Source organism: Nitrospirota bacterium (assembly GCA_040755395.1).
In the GTDB taxonomy this organism is placed as follows: Bacteria; Nitrospirota; Nitrospiria; order Nitrospirales; family Nitrospiraceae; genus DATLZU01.
The window spans coordinates 266,895-283,518 of record JBFMAX010000001.1; the positions used below are offsets into that span (position 1 = coordinate 266,895).

Annotated in this window: 12 protein-coding genes; all 12 read right to left on the minus strand. The window is 62.3% G+C overall.

The genetic code is table 11. The features are described 5' to 3' along the window. Nucleotides 1-91 precede the first annotated feature (91 nt). Complete coding sequence (ispG, locus tag AB1555_01385) at nucleotides 92-1,288, minus strand: flavodoxin-dependent (E)-4-hydroxy-3-methylbut-2-enyl-diphosphate synthase (GenBank protein MEW6245341.1); 1,197 nt, start codon at nucleotides 1,286-1,288, stop codon at nucleotides 92-94. Nucleotides 1,289-1,381: 93 nt separating this feature from the next. Further along, nucleotides 1,382-3,349 (minus strand): 1-deoxy-D-xylulose-5-phosphate synthase, encoded by a 1,968-nt coding sequence (gene dxs, locus AB1555_01390; protein MEW6245342.1) that lies wholly within the window; start codon nucleotides 3,347-3,349, stop codon nucleotides 1,382-1,384. A gap of 171 nt (nucleotides 3,350-3,520) precedes the next feature. Next, entirely contained in the window at nucleotides 3,521-4,537 is a 1,017-nt protein-coding gene (locus tag AB1555_01395; protein MEW6245343.1) for a DUF3187 family protein, read from the minus strand. Between the two features lie 22 nt (nucleotides 4,538-4,559). Next, nucleotides 4,560-5,753 (minus strand): BamA/TamA family outer membrane protein, encoded by a 1,194-nt coding sequence (locus tag AB1555_01400; GenBank protein ID MEW6245344.1) that lies wholly within the window; start codon nucleotides 5,751-5,753, stop codon nucleotides 4,560-4,562. A 26-nt stretch (nucleotides 5,754-5,779) separates the two neighbouring features. Beyond that, complete coding sequence (locus AB1555_01405; GenBank protein MEW6245345.1) at nucleotides 5,780-6,451, minus strand: ABC transporter substrate-binding protein; 672 nt, start codon at nucleotides 6,449-6,451, stop codon at nucleotides 5,780-5,782. 11 nt (nucleotides 6,452-6,462) lie between these two features. Further along, nucleotides 6,463-6,906, minus strand: coding sequence for an outer membrane lipid asymmetry maintenance protein MlaD (mlaD, locus tag AB1555_01410; protein ID MEW6245346.1), 444 nt, complete (start codon nucleotides 6,904-6,906; stop codon nucleotides 6,463-6,465). Between the two features lie 74 nt (nucleotides 6,907-6,980). Further along, nucleotides 6,981-7,730: an ABC transporter ATP-binding protein gene (locus tag AB1555_01415; protein MEW6245347.1), complete on the minus strand. Its 750-nt coding sequence runs from the start codon at nucleotides 7,728-7,730 to the stop codon at nucleotides 6,981-6,983. Between the two features lie 87 nt (nucleotides 7,731-7,817). Then, entirely contained in the window at nucleotides 7,818-8,588 is a 771-nt protein-coding gene (locus AB1555_01420; protein MEW6245348.1) for an MlaE family lipid ABC transporter permease subunit, read from the minus strand. A gap of 33 nt (nucleotides 8,589-8,621) precedes the next feature. Further along, nucleotides 8,622-9,377 (minus strand): hypothetical protein, encoded by a 756-nt coding sequence (locus tag AB1555_01425; protein MEW6245349.1) that lies wholly within the window; start codon nucleotides 9,375-9,377, stop codon nucleotides 8,622-8,624. A 21-nt stretch (nucleotides 9,378-9,398) separates the two neighbouring features. Beyond that, a complete protein-coding gene (gene shc / locus AB1555_01430; protein MEW6245350.1) occupies nucleotides 9,399-11,570 on the minus strand; it encodes a squalene--hopene cyclase in 2,172 nt (723 codons plus the stop codon). Nucleotides 11,571-11,769: 199 nt separating this feature from the next. Beyond that, nucleotides 11,770-15,435, minus strand: coding sequence for a chromosome segregation protein SMC (gene smc, locus AB1555_01435; protein ID MEW6245351.1), 3,666 nt, complete (start codon nucleotides 15,433-15,435; stop codon nucleotides 11,770-11,772). Between the two features lie 180 nt (nucleotides 15,436-15,615). Continuing rightward, a complete protein-coding gene (gene ispH / locus AB1555_01440; GenBank protein MEW6245352.1) occupies nucleotides 15,616-16,572 on the minus strand; it encodes a 4-hydroxy-3-methylbut-2-enyl diphosphate reductase in 957 nt (318 codons plus the stop codon). Between the last annotated feature and the right edge of the window lie 52 nt (nucleotides 16,573-16,624).

A 16,624-nucleotide genomic window follows, 5' to 3' on the forward strand; every position in this document is an offset into this window, starting at 1 on the left:
CAACAATCAGCGGCGCCTCCGAGGAAATGCCTGTGGGTTCACGTGCGAGAAACAGGTCCGCGTCATCTCGCGGACAGATCGGGGGAACTCGTTAGCTTTTGTCGGAGAGTACCGGCAGTTCGCGGACGAGCGATGATGAGGTCTCGGTCGAGGAAACGTTAGAAACGGGAGTGGATGACGCATTTCCGTGGGCGGCCGCCTGTTCGTCTCCTGTGCTTTCCGCTTCCTTTTCTTTCGCCAATAGCTCGACTTCTTCGATCAATCGGTCCATCAGTTCGGCCATGGGCACCTTACGGACTAGCTTGCCTTTCTTGAACAAAATGCCCACCCCTTCGCCGCCGGCGATGCCGATGTCCGCTTCTTTTCCTTCGCCGATCCCGTTGACCACGCACCCGAGCACCGACACGTTGAGCGGCGTCTTGATGTGCCCGAGCCGCTTCTCGAGCTCGTTCGCCATACGGACCACATCGATCTCGACGCGGCCGCAGGTTGGGCAGGCGATCACGTTGATCCCGCGATGGCGCAGCTCCAGCGCCTTCAGAATCTCGAAGCCGACTTTGACCTCTTCCACGGGATCAGCCGCCAGCGAAACGCGGAGCGTATCGCCGATGCCTTGGGAGAGCAGCCATCCGAGCCCGATCGCCGACTTCACCGCGCCGGTCATCGCGGTGCCGGCTTCCGTGATGCCGATGTGCAGCGGATAGTTGGATTGGTGCGCGAACAACCAGTAGGCGTCGATCGCCATATGCACGTCCGAGGCCTTCAGCGACACTTTCATATTCGTGAACCCGACGTCTTCCAGCGCATGGACAGCGTTCAGCGCCGACTCGGCCAGTGCCTCGGCCGTCGGGTAGCCGTACTTCTCCAGCAGATGCCGCTCCAGCGATCCTCCATTGACACCGATCCGCAACGGAATCCCTCGATCGCTCACCGCCTTGATGACTTCGGCCACTTTCCACCAGGCCCCGATGTTGCCGGGATTGATCCGCACGCAGTCCACCACTTCAGCCGCCTTGACCGCCAGGCGATGATCGAAGTGGATGTCGGCGATGAGCGGCACGGTCATCTGCGCCTTGATCTTCGGGAGCGCCTCGGCTGCTTCCACGTCCGGCACGGCCACGCGGATCAGCTCGCAGCCCACCGACTCCAGCCGGCGAATCTGCTCGACCGTCGCCTTCACGTCACGCGTATCGGTGGAGCACATGGACTGAACGGAGACCGGCGCATCTCCGCCGATCTTCACCATTCCGACTTTGATTTGCCTGGTCTTGCGTCTCGTGATCCGCATGAGTTTCAGAAGGTCGCGGCTGAGGTGAAGGTTAAGAAAAATCCTGAACCTATCCTAGCTTGACCTTAACCGTAGCCTCAACCCTTTTCCGGCTCAGCTCCCCTGTTCGTCTCCGATCGGCGCGCCGCTGAAGGGCGCGTAGCCGGCGCCCATGGCATTGCGGGCATGGATTGCGGCGCGACCACCCGAAGTCTGGGTCATCAATTCTTTGACGCTCTGGTAAATACCTTCCGCCGTAAGCCCGTACTTCTCACGCAACAGGTCCTGCGGTCCCTGCTCGATGTACCAGTCCGGCAAACCGATCAGTTTGGTGCGCAGGTGCGCGAGGCCTTCGTCGGACAAGGCTTCGAGCACGGCCGAGCCGAATCCACCCATCTTGCATCCTTCCTCGACCGTAACCAGATAGCAGACCCGCTTCGCCACACCGACGATCAAGTCCTTGTCGAGAGGCTTCACGAACCGCGCATTGACGACCGCGGCGGAAACGCCCTCCCGCTCCAACCGTTCAGCCGCCTGGACGGCCTGCCAGACCGTGACACCGATGGCGACGATGGCGACGTCCGTTCCGTCCCGCAACAGCTCCCCTTTTCCGATTGGAAGCGCCGCCGGCTCCTGATCCAGGCCTACCCCCAGACTGACGCCTCGCGGATAGCGCACCGCCGCGGGCCCGTCGTGGATCAGGCAGGTTTTCACCATATGCTGCAGTTCATTTTCGTCCTTCGGCGCCATCACGACCATATTGGGGACGTGCCGCAGATACGCGAGGTCGAAGGCGCCGTGATGCGTCGTGCCGTCTTCGGCGACCAAACCGCCTCGGTCGATGCAGAACGTGACCGGCAGGTTTTGCGTGGCCACATCGTGCACCACTTGATCGTAGGCCCGCTGCAGAAACGTCGCGTACATGGCGACGACGGGTCTCATGCCCTGCGCCGCCAGCCCGGCGGCGAACGTCACTGCATGCTGCTCCGCGATCCCGACGTCGTAGAGTCGGTCGGGGAATTCCTTTTCAAAAGCCGTGAGACCGGTGCCTTCGCACATCGCCGCGGTAATGGCCACGACGCGCCTGTCCGATCGGGCCAGCTTGATCAGCGTATCGACCGCGATCGCCGTGTAGGTCGGGCGCGGCGACTTCTTCGCCGGCGCGCCGGTCTCGCGGACGAAGGGCGGGCAGGCATGAAACCAGACCGGATTGTTCACGGCCGGCTCGTACCCCAGTCCTTTCTTCGTGATGACGTGGAGCAGGATCGGCCCTTTCAACTTGAGCACGTTCTCCAACGTCGGAAGGAGATGGTCGAAGTTATGGCCGTCGATCGGTCCGACATACTGGAAGCCCAGTTCCTCGAACAGCAGTCCCGGCAGGATGACGCCTTTCGCCAATTCCTCGGCGCGACGAGCGATCTTCTGCATGTCCTGACCGATGCCCGGAATCAGGCGCAGCAGATGGCCCGTTTCTTCACGAACGCGCGCGTAAAACTCTCCGGTGAAGGTTCGATTCAGATAGGCGGAGATGGCCCCGACGTTTTTGGAGATCGACATCTGGTTGTCGTTCAAGATCACGAGGAAGTCCTTGCCGAGCCCGCCGGCGTGATGCAGCCCTTCCAGCGTCATGCCGGCCGTCATCGCGCCGTCGCCGACCACGCACACCACTTTGTGCTTCTGGCCCTGCTGATCGCGCGCTTCCACCATGCCGAAGGCGGCCGATACGCCGGTGCCGGCATGGCCGGCGTTGAAGGTGTCGTAGACGCTTTCTTCGCGCTTGCAGAACCCGCTCAGCCCGCCGTATTGCCGCAGGGTGTGGAACTGTTCGCGGCGACCGGTCAACAGTTTATGCGTGTAGGCCTGGTTGCTCGTATCCCACACGATCTTGTCCTTCGGCGTGTCGAGCAGGTAGTGCAAGGCGACGGTCAATTCCACCACGCCGAGGTTGGATGCGAGGTGCCCGCCGACGTTCGAGACCACACCGATGATTTGCTCGCGGATTTCCTGGCAGAGCTCGGGGAACCGCTCCGGAGGAAGCCGTTTCAAATCGGCAGGGTTGTGTATGGCCTTCAACAACGACATAGCTCATTCTCCTCGTATGGAAGTGGTAACCGCCCGGTCTCTAGGGAAGCGGTGTGGACAGGAGCTTCGAGAGTAGCAAGTTCTTAGGGATTTCAGGTAACCCGCGGCGTAGTCTCACACAGATTTCCGCTCTTGTCAAGCAATTCACCCGGAGCTCCGCAGAGACGAGCGTTACCGCCCATGATCAAATCGATACGTGATCACGGTCGAGAGCGTAAAATCCGCTGCGCTGTCTCGAATAAAATCCAAATTCTCCACGCCGTAGACCTGCCAGAGCACATTCGACCTGAGCCGATAATTGAAGCCGACCGCCGACTCGGTGACCCCGCGATCCAGCGGTTTGAGGCCGGCCCCGTCAAACGGCGTGGAATAATAATCGAACTGGGCGGTGAACGAGAGAGTTTTCGACCAGAGGTATTCGACCGCCGCGATCCCCGACATGAACGGCCGCAGCGCGAAGCCGCCCACCTGGCCGGTCGGAAAGATGCCGTTGACGTTGCCGTACAGGATCCATCGTCCGGCCACCGTCCTTTCCACCGCGAGCCCGATCCCCACGTCCGGATGTCCGCTGCCGAAGAATTTGCCCTGGTCTCCCGAGGGCACCTTGACCGCCAATCGCAACGAAACGGCCGGGAGCGAAGCGCGCTGCGACAGAAACTGGTACTTGCCGAGCAGGGTAATGTCTCCCAGCCCAAGGTCTCCGTCGGTTCCTGAAAAACGCCTCCGCCCCGCCGCCGAGAGGTTGTACGCAAATCCGGTGTCCTTCAACGCCGCCCGAGCCGGGCTCAGGCCCGTGGTCGCCCGTTCGGTCGCCGTAATGACGCCTTCCATGAACCCGCGATACCGATAGAGCGCCGGCACTTCCATGCCGACTTCCAACCGATCGGTCAGCCCATACCGCAGGAACAGACCGGATCGGAGTTGCTCGAATTTCATGACCGCGCTCGCCTGCGCCGTGTGCTCGTTGAAAATGGTGCTGGTCTCGGCCAGTTCGACCCGCACATCCAGCCGACCTTTCTTGAGCACCTCGGCGCGGTCGCCCGGCATGCCCAGGAAGAGAAGCTGTATCGGCTGAAAATTCCGCACGGGCAACGGCCCGAAGCCTTCCGCCAACGCCGCGGCCTGCCCTGCGCAGAGCGACCAGATCAGCAGAGCAAGGACGAACGGCCAACGGACTTGTCCGGGCATCGCGCACGCCACCGATCGACCGTCAGTAAGGGAAATCCAATCCGGCGAACACCGCTCCTCCTTCGCGGCTGTAGCCGTAATCGACACGGCCGACCACATTGGGCCGCACCAATCCGCGGAAGCCGATTCCTGGAGTCATCCGATAATCCTTAAAACTGACGTCCTTATAGTTTTCGAACACCTGGCCCGTGTCCAGGAACGGTGCGACCTCGAAGTCCGCAGTGACGCCGAACATCTTGGTCCGCATCACGTGGATGCGTTCCTCGACACTGACCGCCACGAGATGCTTGTCGATGAACCGATCCACCCCGAACCCCCGCAGGTTGTTCTGCCCGCCCAGCGAACTCTGCTCGTAGAACGGCACCTCGCTGCCCAACGTCGCCTGCAGATCCGCGCGCACGACGAGGATCGCCCGCTTGGATTCGCTGGGGAACAGCTTCTTGACTTCAATTTCGTACCGGGAGAACACGGGATGGTCGCCGTTGCGAAGATTCTGGTTCAGTTCGGCATAGGCGGTCACTTGCATGCCGTCGGTCGGCGTGACCAAACTGTCGCGCGTGTCGTAATGGAAAGTGACCCGATGCCCCAGGATCGTCGCGCCTCGGACGCCGTCGACATTCGGAAAGCGATCCACGGTGAACGGCAGATCGGTCCCGCCGCGCTGAAGACTCACGTCTCTGAACCGCTGGCCGACGGCGATCTGCGTCACCTCGTTGGCATGGAGGCCGAACTTCCACCAGGCCCGGCCTTCCCGCGCCGTGTAGTTCGTCTCGTTGCCTTCGACCGTCGTTTGTCCGATCCCCCAAAACCGCGCGGTCGCATTTTTGAAAAAGGTTCCTCCGTAGCTGAGCGCGTACCGCCCGTGGCTGAAGGCCGGGTCCGTGTAGCTGAACAGGAGCTTCCGCTCGATCAGCTCCGTGAACGAGGCGATGAACCGCATCTCCCGGCCGCCCGGTTCGTAACGAAAGATATTGAGCGCGCCCCGGACCCCGACGATCGAGTTGCGGATCACCATCGGCGCCACGAGATACTTCAATTCGCCGTCGGGTTCGGTCACGAGAATCGGCACGATCAGGCCGACATCGTTGCCGTCGTTTCTGGTGGTGGACACGGAGGGAATCGGAAAATACTGGGTCTCTGCAACGGCCGACCGCGGCGGGAAGGGGAAGGCAGCCCCCCCGAGCACGAGCAGGACCAAGGCGAGAAGTCGATGCATCGGGGGCATGGGGTCGGAGGAACGGCTCAGGGAGCCTTGATCTTGTCGGACTTTTTGCGGAGTTGCTCGACGAGGTCGGCATAGGAAGACGAACGGATGATCTTGGCGAACTGCCCTCGATAGTTATTGACCAGGCTGACACCGTCGATGACCACGTCATAGACGCGCCACTCGCCGTTCCTGTTCAGCAGCCGGTAATCCAGCGGAATCTCCGCCTTACCGGACACGATCTTCGTCCGGACTTCGGCGAAGTCTTTCTCCGTGCGCTCGTTCACGTACTGCACCGGCTCGCCCGAATAGCTCTCGATCTTGTCGGCGTAAGAATTGGTGAGCAGGGTCCGGAAGAGCTGCACGAACTCCTGCCGCTCCTGTTCGCTGAGTTGATGCCACGGCGCGCCCAGCGACCGTTTCGACATCTCTTCATAATTGAATCGGTCGCCGACGACCTTCTCGAGCAGGCGTCTCCGTTCTTCGGCCCGTTCCGGTTTCTTGAGATCCTTGTCGCGGAGAATGCGCAGCACTTCGTCGATCGTACTTTTCACGGCGTCGGTGGCACCGCCGGCCCAAGCGGATCTGACGCTCCCCATCAGGCCGACCAAGGCAGCCAACACGGCGATCAAGACAACCGCAGGCCGTCCAGCCGACCACCCCAACCCCCACCATGTCCTCGGACACGCCCTGATCTGTCTCCGCTCCATCGCTCCCCCCGTTATTTCACGTTGCCATGCACGAATTGGCTGACCAGTTCCTCCAGGTCGAGCCCGGACTCGGTGTCCCGGATCGTCTCCCCCGGCTTGAGCGGCTCTCCGCCGCCGCCGGGGGACAGCGCCATGAATTTCTCCCCGATGATGCCGCGCGTCTTGATCGACGCGATCGTGTCGGTGTAGAGCGTAACCCCGTCGTTGATCGCAAGAGCCACCAGAGCCCGGTTGTCTTTGAGGGCGATGTCTTTCACCCGGCCCACCTCGACGCCAGCGATTTCCACCGATGCGCCGTTCTTCAAGCCCGAGGCGGAGGTGAATTCTGCGAAGACCGTGTAGTTCTGCCCCCCGATCACTTCCAGCTTGCCCAACTTGATCGAGAGATACGCCAGGCAGGTGATCCCAATCAACACGAAAACGCCGACGACCAGTTCTAATTTGGCTTTATCCATGTCTTGGCCTCGTTAGCTGCTCCTTGCAAATCGTTCACCGCGGTCAATCTGGGCCAGCAACAGACCAGTCACGTTTAACGATTCACGTTTAACGATACGATCCCGCCGACGGAAATAAACTCGCGAATGCCCGGGTCCTCAATGCGCTGAAACTCGGCTGCGGGCGCCATGGCCGCGATCTTGCCCTCCTTCAGCATCGCCACCCAGTCGGAAATGCCGAAGATCTCCGGAATCTCGTGACTGACCATCACCGCCGTAAACCCAAAGGTCCGTTGCATGCCGGTGATCAAGTCGTGAATCTGTTTCGCCATGAGTGGATCGAGCCCGGTCGTCGGTTCGTCGAACAGGATAATTTCCGGCTCCATCACCAAGGCCCTCGCCAAGCCCGCCCGTTTTTTCATCCCGCCGCTCAATTCAGCCGGATACTTGTGTCCCATGCCGGCCAGGCCCACCTGCTCGAGCTTTTCATTGACCCGGCGGGTCACATCCGGACCTTTCAGCCGCAGTTTTTCCCGGAGCGGAAACGCGACGTTCTCAAACACCGTCAAGGAATCGAAGAGCGCCGCGCCCTGGAACAGCATGGCGAATCGCTTGCGCACCTCGTTGAGCGCCTTCCCGCGCAACCGCGAGATCTCCACGCCGTCGACCCAGACCTCGCCGCGATCGGGTTGGAGCAGGCCGATCATATGCTTGAGCAGGACGCTTTTCCCCTCGCCGCTCCGCCCGATGATCGTCGTCAGCTTGCCCTTGGGAACGTCCAGATCGACGCCCCGCAGGACCGGTTGACCGCCGAGGGTTTTTTCAACGCCGATGAGTTTAATCATGGGCAACGAATCGCTCATATCCGGTAGCAAGCAGCGGGGCATCCGGAACCCCGGCTATTAGCTGCTCGCTATTAGCTGTCAGCACACCTATAGGAGCACCGACGTGAGGAAATAATCCCAGACCAGAATCAGCACGGACGACAGGACCACGGCTTCGGTGGTCGCCCGGCCGAGCCCCTCGGCGCTCATCCTCGTATAAAACCCTTTATAACAGCAGACCCAACTGACGATCAGCCCGAAACTGATCGATTTCAGAATCCCGCCGTAGACATCTTTCCATTCCACCGCCGACTCGATCGAACTCCAATACGAGCCTTCGTTCACGCCCAGCAGTTCGACCCCGACCAGATAGCCGCCGTAGATCCCCACCACGTCGAAGATCGCCACGAGCAACGGCACCCCGATCAGTCCCGCCACCAGTTTCGGCGCGATCAGGTACTGCAGCGGATTGATGGCCATCGTGTCGAGGGCGTCGATCTGTTCGGTGATGCGCATGATCCCGATCTCGGCGGTCATGGCGGACCCGGCCCGCGCCGTCACCATCAGGGACGCCAGCACCGGCCCCAATTCCCGGATCATGCTCAGCGCGACGGCCGATCCCAACAAGGCCTCCGATCCGAACTTTCGGAGCGTGTAGTAGCCTTGCAAGCCCAGCACCATGCCGGTAAAGGCGGCCGTAAGCACCACCACGAACGTCGATTTGTACCCGATAAAGTGGAGCTGTTTGACGATCTGGAACAGGCGGAACGGCGGCCGCGCGAGCCACGCGAACGAGGCGAGGACAAACAGCAGCATACGCCCCATCTCCTGCACAATGAAAAGCGTGGTCCGCCCGATTTTCTCGATCGCCTGCGCCATTAGCGGATGCCTCGCTGTCCTGCCGTCGTGCGGCTACTCCCGAAGCGCGTCGAAAAACTTGCCATAGAAGACCGTCAACCGCGCCGCCGCCTCGGCGCTCTGCGTCCGCAGTCGATGAAGGCCCGCGAGACTCGACGGATGGGCCATCACCATCGCGAAGCCGCGAAGCCAACCGGCCGGCCGCAGGAACAGATTGAAGTCGAGCGGAAGATCCTCGTCCACAAGGTCAGACGCGGCCCGGGCGATCATGAAGGGCACCCGGCGCAAGTGAGCCGACTCGGCGATCGCTGCACTTTCCATATCCGACGCGACCCCGCCGGTGGCCGCCGCGACCTCCCGCTTGTGTTCGGCGCGCCACAATACGCGGGACACGGTGACAAATCGCCCGGAGCGAGACGTCGGTGCGACCTCCCGCGCCGCTTGCAAGGCCATGTCACGGTAGTCGCTCGAACAGACGAAGGATGAGGAGGAAAGAGGGGAAGACCGGGCTCCACCGTGCAGGATCACATCGGTCCCGATCAACAGGTCACCGACCCGCGCGGAGGACAAGGCACAAGCGAACCCGGCCGAGATGACCAACTCGAACGGATACGCCGCCAGCGCCTCCCGACTGGCGGCGCCGGCTTGATCGATCCCCACGCCCGTTTGGATGAGTCGTACCCGAACACCGCCTCGTCGTCCCACGACACCGTGGAAGGCTCCCGTTCGCTCCTGCTTGTCAACAGCGACGGCCTCCCGAACCGCGTTAAACTCCCACCGGGTTGCGACGAACACGCCGACCTGCTTCAATCGGCCTCCCGGGGATCCGGACTATTCAAACCGAAAGCGTCCTGTCTCGCGAGCGTGTTGGCGCAATTCGTCGGCCCTCGTGCGACCGCGGGTTCTGAGATTGCGGTACATGGCAAGGGCCCAGAACGGGAAATACTGGCAGTACCAGTGGTAACGGAGATAGAACACGCGAGGGAATCCGGTGCCCGTGTGGCGGATCTCCTCCCATGAACCGTCTTTGAGCTGCTGCCGAATGAGGTAGTTGATTCCCCGCACCACACTGAATGAATCGGTTGCGCCGGCGGCCATCAACGCCATCAGCGCCCAGGCGGTCTGCGACGGCGTGCTGTCCCCTTTTCCGCTGTACGCGGGATCGGCATAGGAGAGGCAGGATTCACCCCATCCGCCGTCCGGGTTCTGTTTCGATTCCAACCAGGCCACTGCGCGGCGGATATAGGAAGCCGTGAGGTCCTCTCCGATCGCCCGTAAACCGGCCAGCACGGACCACGTGCCGTAGATATAGTTGACGCCCCACCGGCCGTACCAACTGCCGTCCGGCTCCTGTTCCCGCCTCAAGAACTCCAAGGCCGGCGCCGCCGCCGGATGGCTTCTGTCATAGCCGAGCGTGCCCAGCATTTCCAGGCAGCGGCCCGCCAAATCCGCCGTGCTGGGATCGAGCAGCGCCCGGTGATCGGCGAATGGAATGTAGTTGAACACGATGCGGTTGTTGTCCTTGTCGTAGGCCCCCCATCCCCCGTCGGATCCCTGCATGGCCATGACCCAGCGGTAGCCGCGACGAATCGACTCCCTCTGCCTCGCTTCGTCCGCCATACGCAGTTTGGAGAGCGCCATGATCACCACGGCGGAATCATCCACGTCGGGATACAGCTCGTTCTCAAATTGAAAATACCAGCCGCCCGGTTCGGCCTGAGGCGAGGAGACCTGCCAGTCTCCCGCCATCCTGGTCTGGCGGGCCATCAGCCAGGCGGCGGCCTTCTGCAAGGACGGATGGTCCTGCGGCAGCCCGGCCTCGACCAAGGCGTTCATCAACAGCGAGGTATCCCACACCGGCGAGAAACAGGGCTGCAAATGCAACGCTTCGACCCGCTCTCCGTTCTCGCTCACGGTGTCGTAGACTTCGAGCTCTTCAATTTCCCGCAGGGCTTTGACCACCAGAGGATCGTCAACGTCGCGCCCCAGGCAGTGCAGCGCCACGACGGAGTTGGCCATGGCCGGGTAGATTGCGCCGAGCCCGCCGCTGCCCTGGATATGGGCCAGCATCCAGTCGGCCGCTTTTTGCAACGCCTTCTGACGCAACCACGCGATCGGCAGGCGATCATAGAGCTTCAGCACGGCATCCAGCGTGATGAAGACGTTCCGCCAGGTAAACCAGGCCGCATCTTTCTTGAGCGGGGGGACGTCCCGATAGTCGATGAGATGGCGCGGCGTCGTATACAACTCGTCGAGGCCCTGCTCGGCCGGAATCCGGCAAACCGGCCGGTGCGCGAACACGATCAGCAGGGGAATCAACACGGCGCGCGACCAATACGAAATCGCGTAAACACTGAAGTAGAACCGCTTGGGGAGCAGCATGATCTCCGGCGGCATGCTCGGAATGCCCCGCCAGTCGTATTGATCGAAGAGCGCGAGGGCGATTTTCGTGAACACGTTGGCCGCGACCACGCCCCCGAGCGCGAGAATGCATGCCCGCGCACGGACCAGGCACGGGTCGTTGGCGGGCACGCCGCATAATTTCAGCGCAAAGTAGGCCTTGACGGAGGCGCTGATGTCGGGCGGGCCGCCGTAGTAGATCGGCCAGCCGCCGCCGGGCAATTGGGCGGCTTTCAAGTACCGGACGGCCTTGCGTTCGCGTTCCGGGTCCACGACGCCTAGGAAGCGCCGCAACATGATGTATTCCGAGGTGAGCGTCGTGTCGGCTTCGAGCTCCGCCACCCAGAAGCCGTCGGCGGCATGCTGGCGGGCGAGGAACCAGGCTTGACTGCGGCGGATCGCTTCGTCGATCGAGTCGAGTTGGCTGAATGTCTGGCCGGATGAACGGCGCATCGTCGCATCGGTCGAGGTCGCGCCGGACTTGTCGGACACCAGCCGGAGCGCCGGTCCTCTGGAACGATCGCCCGCCGTTTTGAGCCTCCCAGGTACGGCGGCGAACAAGCTGTCAGAGAGGCGATTGAGCAATGCCCGAATCAGTCCCATACTGTCCTTGGAACGACGGAGATGGCAGGAAGAAAGCGAACTACAGGATCAACCTACCAAGCAGCGGCAGAAGAAGCCGGACAGGTCGGCGCACCCGTCATCCAGCGGCTTATAACAAACAAGCTACACGAAGTCAAGCGAAGGGACTCGGAACTGCCCTGAACTACGAGCTTTTTCCGCCTCTCTCGGCGGATAGCGGTCAGGCCGGCTGCAGATCGGCCAGGCGGACGGAGACCAGCTTGGAGACGCCCGGCTCTTCCATGGTCACGCCGAACAGGGAATCGGCCACCGACATCGTGCGTTTATTGTGCGTGATCACGATGAACTGGGCGGTCCGAGCCAATTCCTCCAGTACGACCGTGAAACGCCCGATGTTTTCTTCGTCCAACGGCGCGTCGATCTCGTCCAGAATGCAGAATGGCGTCGGCCGGATGAGGAAGCTCGCGAACAGCAACGCCATGGCCGTCAACGTCTTCTCTCCGCCCGACAGCATCGTGATGCTCTTCAGTCGTTTCCCCGGCGGCTGCGCGACGATGTCCACGCCCGGCTCCTGGTTCGTTCCCGGCTCGGCCCCTTCCGGCGGCGGTTCGTCCACCAAGACCAGCTCCGCGCGGCCCCCGGGGAAGAACTGCGCGAAGACCTCGCCGAACTTCTCCTGCAGCTCATTGAACGTAGCCAGGAACATGTCTTTCGTCGTGCGATTGATCCGGTGGATGATCTGCTTGAGCGAGCCGATGGAGTTGGAAAGATCCTGTTCCTGCTCCGTGAGAAAACGATAGCGCTCCTCCAACTCCCGGTGCTCCTCGATGGCGGCAAGATTGATGGGCCCCATCCGATCCAGGCGATCGCGGATTTTCTGCAATTGCTGCCGCCGTTCTTCAGCCGTGGCCGCAGGGGGTTCGCCTGCCGTGGGAACGGACCCGGATTCGTCGCCTCCCGCTTCCCGGCACTCGAGCACCGACGCGGGCGCGAGCTGATAGGTGCCGATCAGCGTGCTCTCCACGGCTGCAAGCTGCGTTTTCAGTTCGGCGCGCCGGACCTCCGCCGTCATCCGTAATTCCCGGATGGATGCGAGCGCCTGCCGGACCTCGGCCAACGCCTGTTCGAGGCGCCGGGCCGCGCCCATTTCCTCGGCCTGACGCTCCTGCGCCGCGATCAACTCGGCTTTGATCCGGCTCACAGCCCGTCCCAGTTCCTGGCACAACGCGTCCTGCCGTTCGCACTCCCGCCGGCTCTGTTGCCGCGACGCCTCCAACTCCGCGACCTGTTGATCGAGCGCCGACCGGTGAATTTTCGCCGCCTCCTGCCGATCCAGAAGCCGGGCCAAATCGGTTTCCGCATGGGCTCGGCGCGCGCGCAATCCTTCCACCGCCAAACGCGCGTCGGTGAGCCGGTGTTGCAACGCCAGGCTCTCTTCCTCGATTTCTTCGAGCCTCGCTTTCAGTCCGGCCAGCGCCGCCTCCTGTTCCACCTTGTCCTGAACGTCGCGCGCCAGGCGTTCGTGCATCGACCGGATCTCGGCCTCGATGCCCTGTCGCTCCTCTCGCCCGCGTTCAAGCTCGGCCGCGATCGCTTCGGCGCGCCGATCGAGTTCGGCGAAGCTTTGTCGCAGACCCGCTTCGTCTTTGACCAGCGACAGCGCCAGCATATCCGCTTCACGTAACGCATCGGCCAGCCGCTGCTCATCGTCGCGCAAAGCCGCCAGTCGCGCAGCGAGGTCCTCTCGCCGACGGCGGATCGTTTCGACGGCGCCGACCAATTCTTCGCGCCGGGCCGCGAGTTGCCGGACTTCCCGCCGGCGCTGCAACAAGCCCGTATCTGAACCGGCTCCTCCGCCCGTGATCACACCGGCCGCATCCACGATCTCTCCGGCCAAGGTGACCAACGTCGGCCCGTCGGGGGCGGCCCACCGGTGGCGTTCCCATACCCGGACCGCCGTCTCCAACGCGTCGACGATGACAACGCCGTCGAGCAGGCACGCGCAGGTCGCGGCGGAACCGGCCGGCGCCTGGACCAGGTCGAGCGCCCGCCCGATCACGCCCGGCTCTCCGGCGAGAGCCGGCCACCAGGCGTGAACCCGGTCCGCCGACCAGCGCGGCTGCCGCGGAATAAACGCGCCCCGTCCGAGGTCTTTTTGGCGGAGAAACTCCACGGCCCGGCACGCAACGGACGGGTGGTCGACGAGCCAGCCTCGCACCCGCTCGCCCAGGACCGCCTCGATCGCTCGATCGAGTCCTTGGGGCACCGCCAGCCATTCGACGATCGCCTCTCGCACGCCCTCGCAAGTCCTGAGCGCGGTGCCTTCCTCTCCCTGCCGCCCGTAGCCCATCTCCTCCCGAACGACGCCTTCCAGAGTCCGCAACCGGGAATCGGTCGCCGTGAACTCCTCCAGCCGCCGGCTGAGGAGTTGTTCCGTCTCCGCCAGCTCCGTCGTCACCCGCTCGGCTTCCGCGACGGCTTCCTGGCGGGCGCGTTGGAACTCCAGCCGCCGGTCTTCGTTCTCTCGCCCTTGAGCCTGCAGTCCTCGGGCTTTCTCCAGCAGCGCGGTCCTCTCGCGATCGATCTCGACCTGCTCGCCGGTCAGCCGTTCCGCGCGCCGAGTTGTCTCGCGTTCCCGCTCCGCCAACTGCGTCAGCGCATGCTCCCCGCCGGTCACACGGACCGTCAATTGCAAAATATCTTGCCGCAACCGCTCTTCCTCCGATTCGACCGTCGATCGCTGCTCCGACGCCTGCCGCACGGCGGCTTCCAACTCAGCAAGCCGGCCCGTCCGCTCGGCTATTTCCGCATCGCATTCGGAAAGCGTGAGGCGCAACCGATCCGCTTCCGCCGAAGCGCGATTTTGCTCCTCGGCCAGCCGCTGTATCTCGTGAGCGGCCTGGGCTTGCTGCTGTTCGTATAGCCCGATCCGGTTTTGTTCCACTTCCGCCGCCGCCAGCGCCCGCGCCTGTTGCTGCTCCGTCTGCCCCAACGCTTCCCGGAGACGATTGATCGCCTCTCCGCTCTCCAACACGCCGAGCTTGACCGTTTCCAACTCGGTGCTCAGCCGGGCTTGCTCGGCCGTCTGCGCCGACTCCCTGACTTCCAGACCGCCGACCTCCTCCTCGATCACGTTCAGGCCGGCTCGCAGAGTCCGATATTCGTCGGCGAGGAGTCGAATTTCCAACGCCCGTGCTTCTTGCTGGAGCGCTTGAAAGGACCGCGCCTGTCTCGCCTGCCGTTCGAGGGAATTGAGCTGTTTTTTCACCTCCGCGATGATGTCCCGCACCCGCAGCAGGTTCTGCTGGGTCGTCTCGAGCTTGCGGAGCGCCTCGGCTTTCTGTTTTTTGTAGCGGACGATGCCGGCCGTTTCCTCGATCAATTCGCGCCGATCCTGCGGCGAGGCGTTCAAGATCTGATCGATCCGGCCCTGTTCGATCACCGTATGCCCCTTTGACCCGGCCCGGGTGTCCAGGAGAAGACTCCGAATGTCCTTAAGCCGACAGGGCGTCTTGTTGATCAAATATTCGCTCTCGCCGTTCCGATAGAGTCGCCTCGTGATCATCAGCTCCTGGTACTCGTGCAGCCGGCCCGGCAGGCCGGCGACCACATCCGGCGCCAGGCCGCCGAGCCCGCCGATGACCAGCGATACTTCCGCCATCCCCAGCGGCTTCCGGAGTTCGGTCCCGTTGAAGATGACATCTTCCATCCGCTCGCTCCGGAGCGTCTTGGTGCTCTGCTCGCCCAACACCCACAAGATGGCGTCGACCACGTTGCTTTTCCCGGCCCCATTGGGACCGACGACGGCGGTGATCCCGCTGGGAAATTGAATCTTGGCCTCGGCAAACGACTTAAACCCGACCATCTCCAAGGACTTCAGGTACATCCGCAGACCTCCCTACCACTCCCGTTGCCGGCGACCCCGGTCAGCCGCGAGTTTCGGCCCTTGTAACACAGCCATAGGTGGAAAATCAAAGCAGAAATACCGTATGGGGTGGATGGAGAGAAAGCCCGCCACTATTTGTAGTGGACGGTCAAAGGTCGAGGGCCAGGGAACCTGAACCGGTCAGCCGCCGTTCGAGCGCCGGGAGATCGAATGGACGCTCACCAGTTCTTTAGGCAGGAGAAATTCCACATCCTCTTCGATCACCGTCAAGTCCTCGACCTCGGCGGGACCGTAGTTCTTCAAATAGGCCACGACTTCGGTCACCAAGACTTCCGGCGCTGAAGCGCCGGCCGTGATGCCGACCGCCTCGGCGTCTTTGAGCCATTCCGGATCGATGTCATCGGCCGAGTCGATCAGATAGGAAGAAATCCCGCAGTGCTCGCCCAATTCGCGCAGCCGGTTGGAGTTCGAGCTGTTGGGCGATCCGATGACCAGGATCACGTCCACCAGCTTGGCCAGTTCCTTGACGGCGTTCTGCCGGTTTTGCGTGGCGTAACAGATGTCCTCTTGGTGGGGCCCTTTGATGTTGGGGAACCGACGATGCAGCGCCTCGACGATGTCACGGCATTCGTCCACGCTGAGAGTGGTCTGCGTGACATAGGAAAGATGGTGTGTATTTTCGACCTGGAGCTTCTCGACATCTTCCACCGACGAGACCAGATGAAACTTGTCCGGAATCTGCCCAAGCGTTCCGATGACCTCTGGGTGGCCAGCGTGGCCGATCAGGATCAACTCGTAGCCTTGAGCATAATCCCGGTTCACCTCGTTGTGGACTTTGATCACCAAGGGACAGGTCGCATCGATCACCTTGAGCCGGCGGCTGTTGGCTTCCTTCCACACTTCCTTGGCCACGCCGTGAGCGCTGAAGATCACCACCGACCCTTCCGGGACTTCGCTCAGCTCTTCCACGAAGACAGCCCCTTTTTGCCGGAGCGAATTGACCACGTGGCGGCTGTGCACGATCTCGTGCCGCACGTATATGGGTGCTCCGTATTTCTTAAGAGACAGATCGACGATATCGATCGCCCGGTCGACGCCGGCGCAGAACCCGCGGGGATTGGCGAGATAGATCTTCATATCCAGTACCAGCTCCGTTATGTGCGCTAAAGAACGTTGCGATCTCGCCGGC